The sequence below is a fragment of the Tautonia rosea genome, from assembly GCF_012958305.1.
In the GTDB taxonomy this organism is placed as follows: domain Bacteria; phylum Planctomycetota; class Planctomycetia; order Isosphaerales; family Isosphaeraceae; genus Tautonia; species Tautonia rosea.
In genome coordinates this window covers 251,452-267,245 of record NZ_JABBYO010000009.1, presented here as the reverse complement: position 1 = coordinate 267,245, position 15,794 = coordinate 251,452, and the positions used below count along the sequence as shown (strand labels likewise).

Here is a 15,794-nt window from a genome sequence, read left to right as displayed (position 1 = left end):
CGGCGCGATCACTCGCCTGATGCCCGGACGCGCCGGAGCCGTTCGTAGCGATGAGGAAACGCGTGCCGCTCGTCGCTCGGCCAGGATTCGCGGTGTTCGACGATCCAATCGTCGGGGTGGATGGCCTCGATCGGGAACCGGGCATCGCCGTCGAAGGCCCCTTCGACAATGGTCAGATGCAGGACGTCGCAATCGGGGAGAAACGCTCGGTAAAGCTGTTCACCCCCAACGATCATGACCTCGTCGGCTCCCGATGCCCGAGCGATGGCCAACGCTTCGCCCGGAGATCGGGCCACGACGCAACCGTTGGCGAGCGGCCCGAGGGTTCGGGAAATGATGATGTTCAGTCGACCCGGCAGCGGCTGGCCGATTGATTCATGAGTGCGCCGACCCATGAGGATCGGATGGCCCCAGGTGATCGCCCGAAACCGCTTCAGGTCCATCGGCAGGTGCCAGGGAATCGAGCCATCACGGCCGATGATCCCCTCGGGGCTGGTGGCGACGACGAGAGCGCATCTCATACGGCCACCTCTCCCCGAAGCGTCGGATGGTGGCGGTAGTCGACCAGTGTGATCTGATCGCGCCGGAGGTCGTCGAGGCTCGTCACCGACGGGTCAATGGCGAGCTGAGGGGGCGGGAAGGGGGGCCGAGAGAGTTGCTCGTCCACCTGATCGAGATGGTTCGTGTAAATGTGAGCATCGCCGATCGTGTGGACAAATTCGCCTGGCTCGACGTGCGTGACATGGGCGACCAGGACGGTGAGCAGGGCATAGCTGGCGATGTTGAACGGGACGCCGAGGAACAGGTCGGCCGATCGCTGGTAGAGCTGGCAGGAGAGCCGCCCCTCGGTCAGCCAGAACTGAAAGAGGGTGTGGCAAGGGGGCAGAGCCATGTCGTCGATGTCGCTCGGGTTCCAGGCGGAGACGATCAGGCGGCGGCCGATGGAATCGGTGGGGTCGACTTTGAGGCGCTCGATCCCCTGCACGAGTCCGGCGATCTGGTCGATCGTGCGGCCGTCGGGGGCCTGCCACGAGCGCCACTGGCGGCCGTAGACCGGCCCAAGCTCGCCGTCGGCATCAGCCCACTCGTCCCAGATGGTGACGCCATGCTCCTTGAGATATGCGATGTTCGAGGACCCTTTGAGGAACCAGATCAGCTCGTGCACGACCGGCCCGAAGGCCAGCCGCTTGGTGGTGACGGCGGGGAAGCCCTCGCGGAGGTCGTACCGCGACTGCCGGCCGAAGACGCTCAGCGCGTCGATCTTCTGGCCGGTTGAGGGCAAGACCGCCCGGGTCGGTTTCCGAACGCCGTTGCGCCGAACGTCGCGGAGCAATTCCAGGTAGGCCTCTTCCATCGCCGACTCCGAGGGGCTCCGGGGACTCTGACCGATCGCGATGATCGAGATCTCCCCGTGATCCCCAATCGGCCGGATCGGCCGAGAGGTTTTGGCGGAATGACGTTCATCGGACTCCACGTCATTGTGATCGATAAGACCGGAGTGGATCGACACTGAAGTTGCAGATTCCGAGGACTTTGCGGATCTTCGCCGCGAGGCCCGGCACCCGTCTCTTGACGGATCGGGGCGAGGAAATCAGCCTAGGATCAGGTTTCGGGAAAATAGCCCCATCGAGAAACCCTTGGCCCCCTCTCCATCACCATCAAGACGCGGGACGGTCCATCGTGGCTCACTCCAACCTCAACCAACTCGACGCGGTTCGGGACGTCGATCACCTTGATGAGCTGCTTTCGGAGCCGACCCCGGCGGTGGTTGAGGCATTGGGGCGGCTGGAGGGAGACCTGATCGTCCTCGGTGCCTCGGGGAAAATGGGGCCGACCCTGACCTGGATGGCCCGGCGGGCCTCGGACGAGGCGGGGGTCAACCGTCGGGTCATCGGTGTGGCTCGCTTCTCCGACCCCTCGCGCGAGGCCTGGCTGAAGGACCGAGGAATCGAGACCATTCGCTGCGACCTGCTCGATCCCGACCAGCTCGAACGCCTGCCCGACGTGCCGAATGTGGTTCACATGCCTGCATTCAAATTCGGCGCGAGCGGTGATCAGGCGACGGCCTGGGCGGTCAACTGTTTCTTGCCAGGCCTGGTCTCCCGAAACTTCCGGGATAGTCGGATCGTGGCTTTCTCAACCGGCAACGTCTACCCGCTCGTGCCGGTCGAGAGCGGCGGATCGCTCGAATCGGACCCGCTCCGCCCGGTGGGGGACTACGGAATGAGTTGCGTCGGCCGAGAGCGGGTCATGGAGTATTTCAGCCGGACGAACACCATTCCGATGGCCCTGATCCGCCTGAACTACGCGGTCGAACCGCGCTACGGCGTCCTGGTCGATATCGGACGTAAGGTGCTCGCCGGAGAGCCAATTGATGTGTCGATGGGACACTTCAACACGATCTGGCAAGGCGACGCCAACGCCATGACGCTTGCGGCGTTTGGACGAGTGTCCACTCCCCCTTTCCTGTTGAACGTGACGGGGCTGGAAACGCTTCGCGTGCGCGACGTGGCCGAGCAGTTTGCCGCGCGGTTCGGTCGCTCGGCAACAATCACCGGCACCGAGGCGCCGGATGCCTTGTTGAGCAATGCCCAGTTGTCCGCCTCGTTGTTCGGCCCGCCTCGCATTTCCACCGATCACTTGATCTCGCTCATTGCCGACTGGCTGCTCCGCGGGAATCCGTTACTCGACAAGCCGACACGCTTCGAGGTTCGAGACGGTCGGTTCTGATCGGAAACCTCACTCATTGAAGAACCACGCGGATAACATGGATGTTTTTTATGGATGCGTTTAATCGAATCTCGACGTTCGGAGCGTGAACATGCCCCCCTCGCTTCCTCCTGAGGTTCGCGATCGCTTACGATCGGGGGCGGTGATCCCGGCCATGCCGCTCGCCCTGACGGCGGGTCGTCGACTCGATGAGCGTCGGCAACGGGCGCTGTGCCGCTATTATGCCGCGGCGGGTTCCGGCGGCCTGGCGGTTGGTGTTCATACCACCCAGTTTGCCATTCGGGAATCGAAGTACGGCCTGTTCCAACCTGTGCTGGCCCTGGCGGCGGAAGAAATGGATCGCGCCGATGCTCGGAGTCGGCAGCCCTTGATCCGCGTCGGTGGCGTGTGCGGGCCAACCAATCAGGCCGTGACCGAGGCGACAATCCTCCGCGACCTGGGCTATCATGCCGGTTTGCTCAGCCTTTCGGCCGTGGCCGGAGACGATGACCAGGCGAAACTGGCCCACTGCCGAGCCGTGGCCGAGGTGCTGCCACTGGTCGGGTTTTACCTCCAGCGAGCGGTGGGAGGGCCGGACCATTCATTTCACTTCTGGCGGTCGTTTGCCGAGATCGAGAACGTGGTGGCGATCAAGGTCGCACCGTTTGACCGCTACCGGACGCTTGACGTGGTCCGGGCCGTGGTCGAGTCGGGTCGAGACGATCTTGCGCTTTACACAGGGAACGACGATGCGATTGTGCACGATCTGATCTCGCCCTATCGCTTCCCGGTCGGCTCCGAATGGGTTGAGCGCCGGTTCGTGGGAGGCTTGCTCGGTCACTGGGCCGTCTGGACGAAGAAGGCCGTGGAGCTGCTCGAAGCCTGTCATGCCGCGACCTCGGGCGATCGGCCGTCGACCGACCTCACAATCGCATTGCTTCGCCAGTCGGCTCACGTGACCGACGCCAATGCCGCCTTCTTCGATGCCGCCAACGGCTTTGCCGGGTGCATTGCCGGGTTGCACGAGATTCTCCGCCGCCAGGGGTTGCTGGAAGGGATCTGGTGTCTCGACCCTGACGAAGGGCTCAGCCCCGGACAGCGTGAGGAAATCGATCGAGTGACGCGTAGCTATCCCGACCTGAATGACGACGCCTTCGTCGCCGAACACCGAGACGACTGGCTCAGTGGATGAGCAAGGACGCCCATATCCTTGGATCCGATCACGTTGGAAGCCGATACCGCATGAGCAAACGACGAGCCGTTTTCCTTGACAAGGACGGCACTGTCATTGAAAACGTTCCGTATAACGTTGATCCGTCATTGATCCGGCTTTGCGAGGGAGCGGCCGAGGGACTCCGGTTGCTTGCCAGGTCGGGCTATCTGCTGGTGGTCGTGTCCAACCAGTCAGGAGTGGCCCGAGGTTTTTTTCCCGAGTCCGCGATCGGCCCGGTTGAGGAGCGATTAAGGACGCTGCTGACGGAGCAGGGGGTGAGGCTCGACGGATTCCGTTACTGCCCTCATCACCCCGACGGACGCGTTGCGGCGTATGCGATCGCATGTGACTGCCGAAAACCGGCGCCGGGAATGTTGCGCGATGCTGCTCGATCAATGGACATTGATCTGTCTCGATCGTGGATGGTCGGCGACATTCCCGACGATGTCGAGGCCGGCCGACGCGCCGGATGCCGGACAGTCCTGATCACTGGGAATGGGCGTGACCTGTCGTCTTCTGCGCCCGATCTCATCGCCTCCGATCTGACCGAGGCGGCCCGACAGATCCTGCGAGTCGACGCGTCGCTCGACCTCACGCATCGGCGGTGAACAGGTCGTCGGGATGGGTGATGTGCCCGCTCTTTGCGGCGTCGAGGAAGGCGGGAAGCGACCGGAGGATGGTGGTTGCACTGTCCCTCAAGACACGATCGGGATGATCGATCTCGCGGGTGCTGGTCCGAATAATTAGCGAACCTTCATGCTTTGGCAGGCGGTCGAGATTGGCCACATAGGCGTCCAGTTTCCCGGCGCGAAGCAGGAAAAACTCGACATCGGAAACGTAAACCACCGAAACCTTCAGTCCTCGACGATCGAGCCAGTCGGCCAGGCGGGGCAGGGCACCAGAGCCGGCCAGATCGGCCACCAGGGGAACGACCCGATCGTTTCGCTGGGCGTCTCGGACGACGCGGTACGAGGATTCCTGTGCGAGCAGATGCGCAGGACGGCCCTTCCGGTCGGTCGTTTGGATGAGCTTGCCAAAGGTGGGATAGATGGGCATTGCCAGAAACCTGGCATTCATCCCCGGCCCGGCGAGCCGCGACTGAATACGTGAGAGGTCGTCCCAATCGGACTTATTCAAGATCCCAAATGCTCGGATCAGGCCGAAGACCTCGACGCGGGTCCGTTCCAGCAACCTGTCGTCGAACGGGGCCGCCGTAAATGCCTCGACGAGCTGGGTAGCAGTCGGATCGTCGGGCAAGTCTGCGGGTTGCCGGGCGGTCAGCCGGGTCAGGTAGGCAACCCGGGATTCCGAAAGCATAAACAAAGCTTTGTGAAGCAGATGCAGAATCAGGTTTCGTCTTCGGTAATCAAGCACGAAAGCATGCGATGGGGCGCATCGGGCAAGATACGAGAAGTTCTGATCGGGGCCAACGCCGAGGTAAACACCGTCTGGACGTGCCCGTTGCTCCAGAACACCAACGATGCGCGTAAAGGAGTCTTCATTCGTGATCAGATTGTCGGCGTGGGGGCCGGATTGAGGCTCCGAGAGCGATTGGATCAATGAGCGAAAGGACTCGTCTGGTTCCGAAGAACGGTTGGCTTGTTCGGCTTGGGAAAAGATCATCGAATGATCGCTCGCTCGCGGGTCTCCTCGGTCGAGGAGTTCGACGGGGGCAAGGCCATCTCGGATTGAGAAATGTTCTGAGGCGATTCAGGCAAGTCGGAGACGCCATATTCGCAAAGAAGTGTGCTGATGTGATCGAAAGCTTTATGAATTCCAGCTTCGGCAAGGGGAGAGAGGGAATCGCCCAAGTTTACGTCGGAGGCGGGAACTCGGATCAGGTAGGCTGGTGGACAGCGGCAGAAAACATCTCGAGCCAGTGCGAGCAGCTGCTCGGGGTCGCTCACGTGACCGAGCGGAGAGGCGGTCGCGCGAGGATGAAGTGGGATCGTGCTCACGGATTCGGACTCACTGTTGCTGGAACGAACCGCATCGACAAAGATCACCACGCGAGCTTTGTGGATCGGCTCGGCAAACTCAGGGACCAACTGGTGAGCCGCAAGGGCGACCACCCCGCACAGGTCCCAGCCGGCCACCGTTTCCGCAACACGAGGGCCAATGCCGTCATCTCCTCGAAGGACGTTTCCAAAACCGAGAATGAGAACCTTCCCACCACGGGTGGGGTCGATGAGGTGTTCTGCCATCACGATCGTCTCACCTCGTCGAGAACCGATCCATCCGGAGCAATCAACTGGACGAGAATCGGCATCTGACCGATTGCGTGGGTCGAGCAGCTCAAGCACGGGTCGAAGGCCCGGATTCCGGCCTCAAGGCGGTTCAACACGCCTTCGGGAATCTGCGGACCCTTGATCCAGTGACGCGCAATCTGAAGCACGGCGGCGTTCATGGCAAGGTTATTCTGCCCGGTGGCAATGATCAAATTCACCGATCGAATCAAGCCATTTTCATCCACCGTGTAATGATGAAACAGTGTCCCTCGGGGGGCTTCACTCACCCCAATACCTTCCTGGCTGTTGACGCCGGCCTGGGCTCGAAGGTGATTCGATCCGAGCGCCGGGTCGTCGATCAGTTCTTCGATCCGTTCAAGACACGCGAGAATTTCCACAAGTCTTGCATAATGATACCAGAAGGAAGAGGAAACGATTCTGCTTCCCCGCTGGCGGTATTCGATCAGTTCGTCATCAGCGAGGGGACTGCCCATGCGATCGCAAAGGTTCAGGCGAGCGAGGGGGCCAACCCGATACATTCCTTCGGCAAGTCCGAGGGGCCGGTAATAAGGTGACTTCAGATACGAATCCGACTGAACAGCTTCGCTGAGGAGGTCACGATAACCGCTGGCGTCTGGGGTCTCGGCCAGAATCGTACCCTCGGAACTCATGATGCGAAGTAAACCATCATAGTGCTCCCACGATCCATCGGGAGCGACCAGGCCGAGGTACAGAGTCGGGAAATTTCCAAACGCGGCTACCTCGTCCGGATAGCGGTCGAGCAAGCGTTTGATCAGGTCGAGCGCATATCGAGCCGTCTCGAAGGCTTCTGGGAGTCGATGTTTGAGGTGGTCTCGTGCAGAATCCGTGAGCAATCCCCGAACGCCCCCCGGAACGCACCAGTCCGGATGGATTTTTTTTCCGCCGAGCAGTTCGATGATCTCCTGACCGAATTGCCGCAAGCGGATACCGTGTCGAGCCGTCTCTCGATCGGCCTGGGCCAGCCCAAACACGTTGCGCTTGGTGGGATCGCTGTCAAAGCCAAGCAGCAAGTCAGGCCCGCTGAGGTGGAAGAAACTCAGCGCATGCGACTGGACAATCTGACCAAGATTCATAAGCCGCCGCAGTTTTTCCGCGGCAGGAGGGATGCGGACGCTCAGGATTGCGTCGCCTGCCTTGGCCGAAGCGATGAGATGGCTCACCGGACAGATCCCGCAAATCCGGGCGGTCAAGCCAGGCATTTCCCAGAGGGGACGGCCTTCGCAGAATCGCTCGAAGCCGCGAAACTCGGTGACGTGGAAGCGAGCATCGGCAACGGTATAGTCATCATTTAACTGAATGGTTATCTTGGCATGCCCTTCAATCCGGGTCACCGGATCAATCACAATGCGCTGTCCCATGATCTTCGACCCCTTCATTCACGAGGGTGCTGTTGAGGATGACGAAGCGGTCGAAGATCCCTCCGAGTTCCTCGGACGACCATAACCTCCAAATGAGAGGTGATGCTCCATCAGGTCGATCGTCTCCCCGGCGAGGACCTTCTCGAGGGCCGTGCGGATCATGGGACCTGAGGGCGGACAGCCCGGGAGAAACAGATCGACCTTGACCACCGCATGAACCGGCACAACTCGGTCAAGGAGTTGAGGAACAATGTCGTTCGGAGAGGGAATCATTCCGGCCGGGTCCGATCGTTCCTCGTACGAACATTTGAGCACCGGCAAGGCTCCACCAAGCACATTTCGGATGGCCGAGACATTACCGGTGACGGCGCAGTCTCCAAAGGAAATGAGCACGCGCGAGTTCGATCGGACGCGATGAATCATCTCCATGTGCTCGACGTTACAAATCGCTCCTTCCACCAGGACAACATCGACTCCTTCGGGATAGGTCTTGGAATCGACCAAAGGAGAGAACACGACATCGACGATTTCTGCGAGTTCAAGCAAATATTCATCCATGTCAAGAAATGACATGTGGCATCCTGAGCATCCCCCCAGCCAGACCGTCGCCAGCCTTAAACGAGCCATTGCTTTTCCTCCCGGGCGAGAATGAGCGCATGCAATGTCTCGCGATCGTGAACGTTCTCCGAAACCGACGCGCCGCGATGAAAAAGTGCCCCAGTCGGGCAGGCCATCACGCATTTTCCGCACGAGGTGCACGTGCTTGCGCTTCCCCAGGGTTGGTGCAGATCGGTAATGACACGGCAATTGGTTCCTCGTCCGGCCACGTCCCAGGTGTGGGCCCCTTCGATCTCATCACAGACACGAACACATCGGGTGCAGAGCACGCATCGATTATGGTCGAGACCGTATCGCTCGTGAGAAAGGTCGACCTCGCATTGAGGTTCCTGGGGAGCGTAGCGGAGATGATCCACTCCGAGTCGCATCGCCAGATCTTGAAGTTCGCAATTCCCGTTGGCGACACAAACCGAGCAGATGTGGTTTCGCTCTGCGAATAACAGTTCGACGATCTGTTTCCGATAGCGTTGCAGTCGCTCCGTCTGAGTCCAGACCTCCATCTCCTCGGCAACTCGGGTCAGGCACGAGGGCATCAAGCGACCGTTAACCTCGACCAGACAAAGCCGACAGGCCCCAACAGGGTCGAGGCCGTCGAGGTGGCAGAGCGTCGGGATGGAAACCCCCGATTCTCGGGCCGCTTCCAGCAGTGTCTGCCCGTCTCGGGCGCTGATGAGCTGACCGTCGAGGGAAAGCGTTTTGACGGCCATGAGTTCACCTCGCTTCAGAGGAAACGGAGGACGATCGTGGGCCGGTGGGTTCCACGAATCGCGACTCATATTCGTGTCGGAAGAATCGCAGGGTACTCAGGACCGGATTCGGAGCCGATTGTCCCAAACCGCAGAGGCTCGCGTGCTGCACCAGATCACAGAGTTCTTCCAGCAAGACGAGATCGTCGTTCGTCGCGTCTCCGCATTCAATCCGATCAAGCAAGCGATACATTTGAACGGTGCCGGCGCGACACGGAACGCACTTGCCGCACGACTCATCCATGCAAAACTTCATGAAATACCGTGCGACGCCCACCATATCGTCATCCTGATCCATGACGACCATACCGCCGGAACCCATGATTGATCCCAGTGCCTTGAGCGATTCGTAATCCACCGGAGTGTCGAGCAATTCCGCAGGGATGCAACCTCCGGACGGCCCACCCGTCTGAACAGCCTTGACGGTGGAACCCTCGGGAGGTCCCCCCCCGATTTGGTCGACGATGTCACGGAGGGGAACTCCCATGGGAACTTCGACAATCCCCGCGCGGCGGATCTTCCCGGCCAGGGCGAACACCTTTGTTCCTTTACTATGCTCGGTTCCGATTTGAGTGAACCAATCCGCTCCTTCACGAAGAATGACCGGGATATTGGCATAGGTCTCGACGTTATTGATCAGGGTCGGATGCCCCCAAAGTCCTGACTCGGCAGGATAAGGGGGCCGAGGTCTTGGCGTGCCGCGTAATCCCTCGATCGAGTGGATGAGCGCCGTCTCCTCGCCACAGACGAAGGCACCGGCCCCAATGCGGAGATCGACCCGGAAGTTAAAGGTCGAGTCGAAGATCGCACTCCCAAGCAAACCCAGTCGCTTGGACTGCCTTATGGCCGTATCAAGCCGTGAGATTGCGATGGGATATTCTCCCCGAACATAAATATAACCCTGATCGGCCCCAATCGCATGGGCGGCGATGGCCATTCCTTCCAGGACTCGGTGGGGGTCGCTCTCTAGAATGCTCCGGTCCATGAACGCGCCCGGATCACCTTCATCGGCGTTGCAGACCACGTATTTTTGGCCGGGAGGCATCTTGGCCACGGTGGCCCATTTCAAGCCGGTCGGGTAGCCGGCACCGCCTCGGCCTCGCAGACCGCTTCGCGTGACTAGCTCCACAACCTCGGCGGGATTCAGATCATGGAGTGCTCGATGAAGCGAGCGATAGGCTCCCAGCGCGATGGACGACTCGATGCGCTCCGGTTCGACGAGGCCACAGTGCTCGAGAACGACCGAGCGTTGACGGGAGAAAAAAGGACCATTCGAATCAATCGGTTGGAGCCCCTCCGTCGTTGCCTGTTTGTTGTCGATGACGTCGACCAGGACAGACGCTTGGCCCGCAGTGACCTTGCCATAAAGCGAAGGTTCCGGGGACGAAACGGTCTCCAAAACGTCCATCGCAACAAGGGGTCCCTCGCAGCAGAGTCGCATGCATCCGACCTCTCGCAGTCGCACGCGAGGGGTCAGCCCCCGATCCGCAAGGGCGCGTTCAAGTGCCGAGACCACCGGTCGAGAGCCCGAGGAGAGGCAACCTGCGGCCGTGCACACGCGAACCTCGATTTCTGCTCGGTCGCGCTGCTCTGCTTCGGCCAGGGCAATGAGATCCTCAAGATCCATGATCGAGCCATCCCTTCACGCGATCTACGATTTCCTCAGGGGTGATTTGGCCGACGACCTTGCCATCGAACACCACGATCGGGGCCAGTCCGCAGGCTCCCAGGCATCGGGCCGTTTCGAGCGAGATGCGGCCATCGGCGGTGGTTGTGCCCGGAGGCGTCCCCGTCAGTTGTTCGACCACGCCAAGCAAGGTATCAGCTCCCTTGACATAGCAGGCGGTTCCGGTGCAAACCGTGCAGGTATGTTCTCCTTTGGGATGAAAGGTAAAGAGATGGTAGAACGTGGCGACTCCATAAACGCGACTGGGAGGTAGTCGCAAGCCGCGGGCGACGTAACGGAGCAAATCCGGCTCCAGATAGCCGAACAATTCCTGAGCCGTGTGCAAGACTTCGATCAAGGCATCAGGTCGGTAGCGTTGCCGTTTCATCGCGGCATCAAGATACCGGAATCGATCATCGCCACTTGGGTGAGTGCCGGGGCTTGTGGGTCGGGGACGACCTTTTGTGACGGGATTGCCCATGGTGACGCGCTCCCAGGCGTTGAGTCTTCGGGACGAGGCGACTCAGGCTCCGTCCCGCAGCCGATCCGCTGGGCCAAGAACGGCTCAGCGCGTCGATTCGGAACTTGTGAAATCAACAAGCGTTCGGATGTAGTTTGCTCGTTCGAAGGCTTCCGGGTCAGGAGCATTGACCTGGCTGACGCTTCCCTTCATTTGTGCGACCGAAGTGTACTCGTGCTCTTCCAGCCAGGAGCGAACGCCGTCAACGAGCACGCGCAGATGGTCGATTCCTCTCGTGTAGAGTACGGATGCGACCATCGTCACATCAGCGCCGGCGAGCAAGAGTTTCAAGACGTCCTCCGGCGTATGCACCCCGGTCGTCGCGGCTAGAGAGGCCTTCACACGACCGGAGAGAATCGCGATCCATCGCATCGGCAAACGGACCTCATCACTGGTGCTCAGTACCAGTCGAGACACAACGCGGAGCGTTTCCAGATCAATATCCGGCTGGTAGAACCGATTGAACAGCACAAGCCCATCGGCCCCGGCATCGACCAGTCTGGTCGCCATGTGAGGCAAGGCGCTGAAGAAGGGTCCAAGCTTGATCGCGAGCGGAATAGAAACCGCCTTCCGGACCTCGGCCACCAGTTCGAGGTAGCGAGCCTCGGCGGCCTGGGCATCGAAGCCGGGGTCGGTGACGAGATGATAAATGTTTAATTCGAGCGCATCGGCCCCAGCGTCCTGAATCAGGTGAGCATAGCGTGTCCAACCGCCCGCAGAGGTACCGTTGAGGCTTCCAATGATGGGAATGGACAGGGACCGCTTGGCCTGCTCGACCAGCCGAAGGTAGGCTTCCGGGCCAGTGTTGTAGTCGTCCATCTCGGGGAAGAAGCTGAGCGCTTCGGGGAATTTCTCCGAGGTGAACTCGTAAAACTCATGCACGGCCATTTGATCATGCACAATCTGTTCTTCGAACAGCGAAGGCAAGACGATGGCCGACGCTCCGGCGTTTTCCATCCGTTTCAGGTTGGCCGGATCAAAGCCAAGTGAACAGGCCGATACCACGACCGGATGGGACAGCTCCAATCCAAGATACGAGGTTCGCAGGTCGACGCTCATGACACCACCCCTTTCACGCGATCCGGCACGGAGCGCTCGACCCCCGCCATCTGTTCGTAGAAATGCCAGCGCTCGTCGATGTCTCGCTGGGCCAGTTTCATCAACTCCGCGGCTCGGGTCGGATTGGTCCGTGCGAGCATGGCGTAGCGGGCTTCCTTCATGGCGAACTCCCGGAAGGGGAGCGTCGGCTTTCGGCTGTCAAGGTGGAACGGGGTCGCTCCTTCACCCGCCTGTCTCGGGTCGTGTCGGAAGAGGGGCCAGTAGCCGCTGGCGGTCGCTTCCTTCTGATGCGACATCGAGGTCGACATCTGAATGCCGTGCGCAATGCAGTGGCTGTAGGCCAGAATCAAAGACACGCCGGGGTACGATTCGGCCTCATGGAATGCCTTGAGCGTTTGCAAGGGGTTGGCCCCGATGGCCACCTGGGCGACATACACATTGCCGTAGTCCACGGCAATCATGCCGAGGTCCTTCTTGGCGATCCCTTTACCCTGGGCTGCGAACTTTGCAACAGCGGCGCGGGGGGTTGATTTCGATGCCTGTCCACCCGTGTTGGAATAAACCTCCGTATCGAGAACCAGGATGTTCACATCGCGACCAGAAGCCATCACATGGTCGAGCCCACCGAAGCCGATGTCGTAGGCCCAGCCGTCGCCTCCCACAATCCAGATGCTCCGGCGAACGAGCACCTCCGCGACATTGCGAAGCGAGGCCGCCTCAAGCGATTCAAGTGATTCAAGTCGTTGCAGCAGGGTCGAGACGCGCGAGCGTTGCTCGTGGATCGCATCTTCAGTCCGTTGATCGGCATCGAGAATCGCATGAACGAGTTCGTCTCCGATCGATCCGGCCATCCCTTTCAGCAGCGTCCTGGCGTATTCTTCGAGTTGATCCACGGCGAGGCGGAATCCCAGGCCGAACTCGGCATTGTCTTCGAACAGGGAGTTCGCCCAGGCGGGACCTCGGCCGTCGGCGTTCGTCGACCAGGGGGTCGTTGGCAGGTTCCCCCCATAGATCGAGGAGCAGCCGGTGGCGTTGGCGATCAGAGCACGATCACCGAACAGTTGGCTCATGAGCCGAAGGTACGGCGTCTCGCCGCATCCGGCACAGGCTCCCGAGAACTCGAAGAGCGGAAGCAAAACCTGCGATCCCTTGACCGTCTCGGATTTGACGGTTGCCCGGTCAGGTTCGGGCAGGCGTTCGAAGACATCGAGCCGGGCACGTTCCTGGAGGAGGACCTCGTCAGTCTTCTCCTCCATGTTAATCGCCTTATGCTTGGACACTTCCTTGCTGACGGCCGGGCAGACATCGACACAAACTCCGCATCCTGTACAGTCATCAGGATACACCTGAATCGTCATATGCTGGCCCGGAAACTCCTTTCCTTTCCAGGGACGATTGGGCAAGACCTCCGCGTCGCCGTTCAAGGACGCCGGATCGAAGACCTTCATCCGAATGGTCGCGTGCGGGCAGACGTAGGAACACAGGCCGCACTGAATGCAAAGCTCCGGATCCCAGATCGGAATTTCCTGGGCAATGCTTCGCTTCTCGAAGCGGGCGGTATCGGTCGGGAACGTACCGTCGACCGGCAGCGCGCTGACGGGAAGAAGGTCTCCCTTGCCGGCCATCATCAGGGCCGTGACCCGTTCCACGAAACTGGGTACCGTACCCGAAACCGCCGGCAATCGTCGTCGATTCCCCGCAACCGTTGTCGGGACTTCTACCCTGTGCAGGGCCACAAGAGAACCATCGACTGCCGCATTGTTCCGCTCCAGGACGACCTGGCCGCGCTTGCCATAAGTCTTCTTGATCGCGTCCTTGATATGGGCGATGGCCTCGTCGCGGGGTAAGATGTCGGCCAGCGCAAAAAAGCATGTCTGCATCACGGTATTGATGCGCTGGCCCAGCCCGGCATCGTCGGCAACGCGAAACGCATCAACCACGTAAAATCGAATCTTTTTCTCAAGAATCGTTTCCTGAATCTCGACCGGCAGTTTTTCCCAGACCTCCTCCGGGCTGTGCGGGCAGTTGAGCAGGAAGGTCGCTCCGGGCTCGGCCAGTTCCAGCACGTCCATGCGGTCGAGGAAATTGTACTGGTGACACGCAATAAAGTTCGCCCGGGTGATTAAATACGGCGAGTTGATCGGTCGAGGACCGAATCGCAGGTGAGAAACGGTAATCGCCCCTGACTTTTTCGAGTCGTAAACAAAGTAGCCCTGAGCATGAAGCGGTGTGTTCTCGCCAATAATCTTGACCGAGTTCTTGTTCGCGCCGACGGTCCCGTCGCTGCCGAGTCCGTAAAAGACGGCTCGGGTCACATCGTCCGGTTCGGTCGAAAACTCGGGGTCGTATTTCAGGCTCAGGTGGGTCACGTCATCGACGATGCCGATGGTGAATCGACGTTTCGTTTGCTCGGCGTTCAGTTCATCAAAGATCGCCTTGACCATGCTCGGCGTGAATTCTTTCGACGACAGTCCGTAGCGGCCCCCAATCACCTTCGGCATTGCGCCGTTGATGCCATCAGACTCGATCAACGCCGTGAGAACGTCCTGATACAAGGGTTCTCCAATGGCCCCGGGCTCCTTGGTCCGATCGAGCACGGCGATTGCTTGCGTACTGGCCGGAAGTGCCTGAGCAAACGCAGCGACCGAGAAGGGGCGGAACAGATGCACTTCGAGCATCCCAACCTTCTCACCGCGAGCGATCAGGGCCTCGACCGTCTCGGCCACCGTGGCGGCCCCCGATCCCATCACGATGATCACGCGATCTGCATCGGGAGCGCCCGAGTATTCAAACAATCGGTACGGTCGCCCTGTCAGTGCGGCGAATCGGTCCATAGCTCGCTGGACGATCCCCGGCATCTCCGCATAAAAAGGATTACACGCTTCTCGGGCCTGGAAGAACACGTCGGGGTTCTGAGCCGATCCGCGCAGCACCGGCCGATCGGGCGAGAGGGCCCGATCGCGGTGCGCCTGGATCAGCTTCGGGTCGATCAGCGATCGGACGTCGTCGGGCGAGAGCTGTTCGATCTTGTTGACTTCGTGCGAGGTCCGAAACCCATCAAAGAAGTGCAACACGGGAATACGGCCTTCCAGCGTGGCCATCTGGCCGATCATGGCCAGGTCTTGCGCTTGCTGGACCGAGCTGGAAGCCAGCATGGCCCAGCCGGTCGATCGGCAAGCCATCACGTCGCTGTGATCGCCGAAGATCGACAGGGCGTGCGTGGCCAGCGATCGGGCCGCAATGTGGAAGACGGTCGGCGTCAGCTCGCCGGCAATCTTGAACATGTTGGGGATCATCAGCAGCAAGCCCTGCGAGGCCGTGAAGGTCGTCGTCAGGGCTCCGGCTTGCAAGGCGCCGTGAACGGCACCGGCGGCGCCGGCCTCGCTCTGCATTTCGATGACGTCGGGCACCACGCCGAAGATATTTTCCTGGCCTGCTGCTGACCAGGCATCGGCCAGCTCTCCCATGGGAGAGGCGGGCGTGATGGGATAAATCGCGACCACCTCATTCGTGAGATGAGCGACGTAGGCAGCAGCCTCATTCCCGTCGACCGTCACCGATCTTCTGTCCACGTTCGGACCTCCTCCGTGCGAGCGGCAAGAAATCGGTGTTGCCTCAATCCTTGCGGGGGCGAC

At 60.4% G+C, this 15,794-nt stretch carries 14 protein-coding genes; 3 read left to right on the top strand and 11 right to left on the bottom strand.

Translation table 11 applies throughout. From position 1 onward, the window contains the following. Positions 1 to 8 precede the first annotated feature (8 nt). Together HG800_RS17610 and HG800_RS17605 are read right to left on the bottom strand one after the other, a co-directional pair. A complete protein-coding gene (locus tag HG800_RS17610; protein ID WP_169977946.1) occupies positions 9 to 521 on the bottom strand; it encodes a dihydrofolate reductase in 513 nt (170 codons plus the stop codon). Next, complete coding sequence (locus HG800_RS17605; RefSeq protein ID WP_169977945.1) at positions 518 to 1,354, bottom strand: thymidylate synthase; 837 nt, start codon at positions 1,352 to 1,354, stop codon at positions 518 to 520. The genes HG800_RS17610 and HG800_RS17605 overlap by 4 nt, the downstream gene beginning before the upstream one ends. Before the next feature lie 326 nt (positions 1,355 to 1,680). Here HG800_RS17605 and HG800_RS17600 point away from each other — a divergent pair, with 326 nt between their 5' ends. The 3 genes from HG800_RS17600 to HG800_RS17590 all read left to right on the top strand — a co-directional run bounded on the left by HG800_RS17600 (position 1,681) and on the right by HG800_RS17590 (position 4,530). Beyond that, entirely contained in the window at positions 1,681 to 2,730 is a 1,050-nt protein-coding gene (locus tag HG800_RS17600) for an NAD-dependent epimerase/dehydratase family protein (RefSeq protein WP_169977944.1), read from the top strand. Positions 2,731 to 2,821: 91 nt separating this feature from the next. Further along, positions 2,822 to 3,901: a dihydrodipicolinate synthase family protein gene (locus HG800_RS17595; protein ID WP_169977943.1), complete on the top strand. Its 1,080-nt coding sequence runs from the start codon at positions 2,822 to 2,824 to the stop codon at positions 3,899 to 3,901. 50 nt (positions 3,902 to 3,951) lie between these two features. Beyond that, positions 3,952 to 4,530, top strand: coding sequence for a D-glycero-alpha-D-manno-heptose-1,7-bisphosphate 7-phosphatase (locus tag HG800_RS17590; RefSeq protein WP_169977942.1), 579 nt, complete (start codon positions 3,952 to 3,954; stop codon positions 4,528 to 4,530). Here the strand turns inward: HG800_RS17590 and HG800_RS17585 are convergent. The 9 genes from HG800_RS17585 to nifJ form a co-directional block, all read right to left on the bottom strand. After that, the gene (locus tag HG800_RS17585) at positions 4,514 to 5,545 is read right to left on the bottom strand and encodes an LIC_10091 family protein (RefSeq protein WP_169977941.1); all 1,032 of its coding nucleotides are present in this window, start codon (positions 5,543 to 5,545) and stop codon (positions 4,514 to 4,516) included. The genes HG800_RS17590 and HG800_RS17585 overlap by 17 nt on opposite strands. After that, complete coding sequence (locus HG800_RS17580) at positions 5,542 to 6,126, bottom strand: hydrogenase maturation protease (protein ID WP_169977940.1); 585 nt, start codon at positions 6,124 to 6,126, stop codon at positions 5,542 to 5,544. The genes HG800_RS17585 and HG800_RS17580 overlap by 4 nt, the downstream gene beginning before the upstream one ends. Further along, positions 6,126 to 7,550 (bottom strand): Ni/Fe hydrogenase subunit alpha, encoded by a 1,425-nt coding sequence (locus tag HG800_RS17575; RefSeq protein ID WP_169977939.1) that lies wholly within the window; start codon positions 7,548 to 7,550, stop codon positions 6,126 to 6,128. Before HG800_RS17575 ends, HG800_RS17580 begins: the two co-directional genes overlap by 1 nt. 18 nt (positions 7,551 to 7,568) lie before the next feature. Continuing rightward, a complete protein-coding gene (locus tag HG800_RS17570; RefSeq protein WP_169977938.1) occupies positions 7,569 to 8,177 on the bottom strand; it encodes an NADH-quinone oxidoreductase subunit B family protein in 609 nt (202 codons plus the stop codon). After that, positions 8,165 to 8,875 carry a bidirectional hydrogenase complex protein HoxU gene (gene hoxU / locus HG800_RS17565; RefSeq protein ID WP_169977937.1) on the bottom strand — a complete coding sequence of 237 codons (711 nt, stop codon included), beginning with the start codon at positions 8,873 to 8,875 and terminating at the stop codon, positions 8,165 to 8,167. Before hoxU ends, HG800_RS17570 begins: the two co-directional genes overlap by 13 nt. Positions 8,876 to 8,879: 4 nt before the next feature. Continuing rightward, entirely contained in the window at positions 8,880 to 10,541 is a 1,662-nt protein-coding gene (gene nuoF / locus HG800_RS17560) for an NADH-quinone oxidoreductase subunit NuoF (protein WP_169977936.1), read from the bottom strand. Next, positions 10,531 to 11,061, bottom strand: a complete 531-nt coding sequence (gene hoxE / locus HG800_RS17555; RefSeq protein ID WP_169977935.1) for a bidirectional hydrogenase complex protein HoxE — start codon at positions 11,059 to 11,061, stop codon at positions 10,531 to 10,533. Before hoxE ends, nuoF begins: the two co-directional genes overlap by 11 nt. Positions 11,062 to 11,145: 84 nt before the next feature. Then, positions 11,146 to 12,159 (bottom strand): dihydroorotate dehydrogenase-like protein, encoded by a 1,014-nt coding sequence (locus HG800_RS17550; RefSeq protein ID WP_169977934.1) that lies wholly within the window; start codon positions 12,157 to 12,159, stop codon positions 11,146 to 11,148. Beyond that, positions 12,156 to 15,731, bottom strand: a complete 3,576-nt coding sequence (nifJ, locus tag HG800_RS17545; RefSeq protein ID WP_169977933.1) for a pyruvate:ferredoxin (flavodoxin) oxidoreductase — start codon at positions 15,729 to 15,731, stop codon at positions 12,156 to 12,158. The genes HG800_RS17550 and nifJ overlap by 4 nt, the downstream gene beginning before the upstream one ends. Positions 15,732 to 15,794 lie beyond the last annotated feature (63 nt).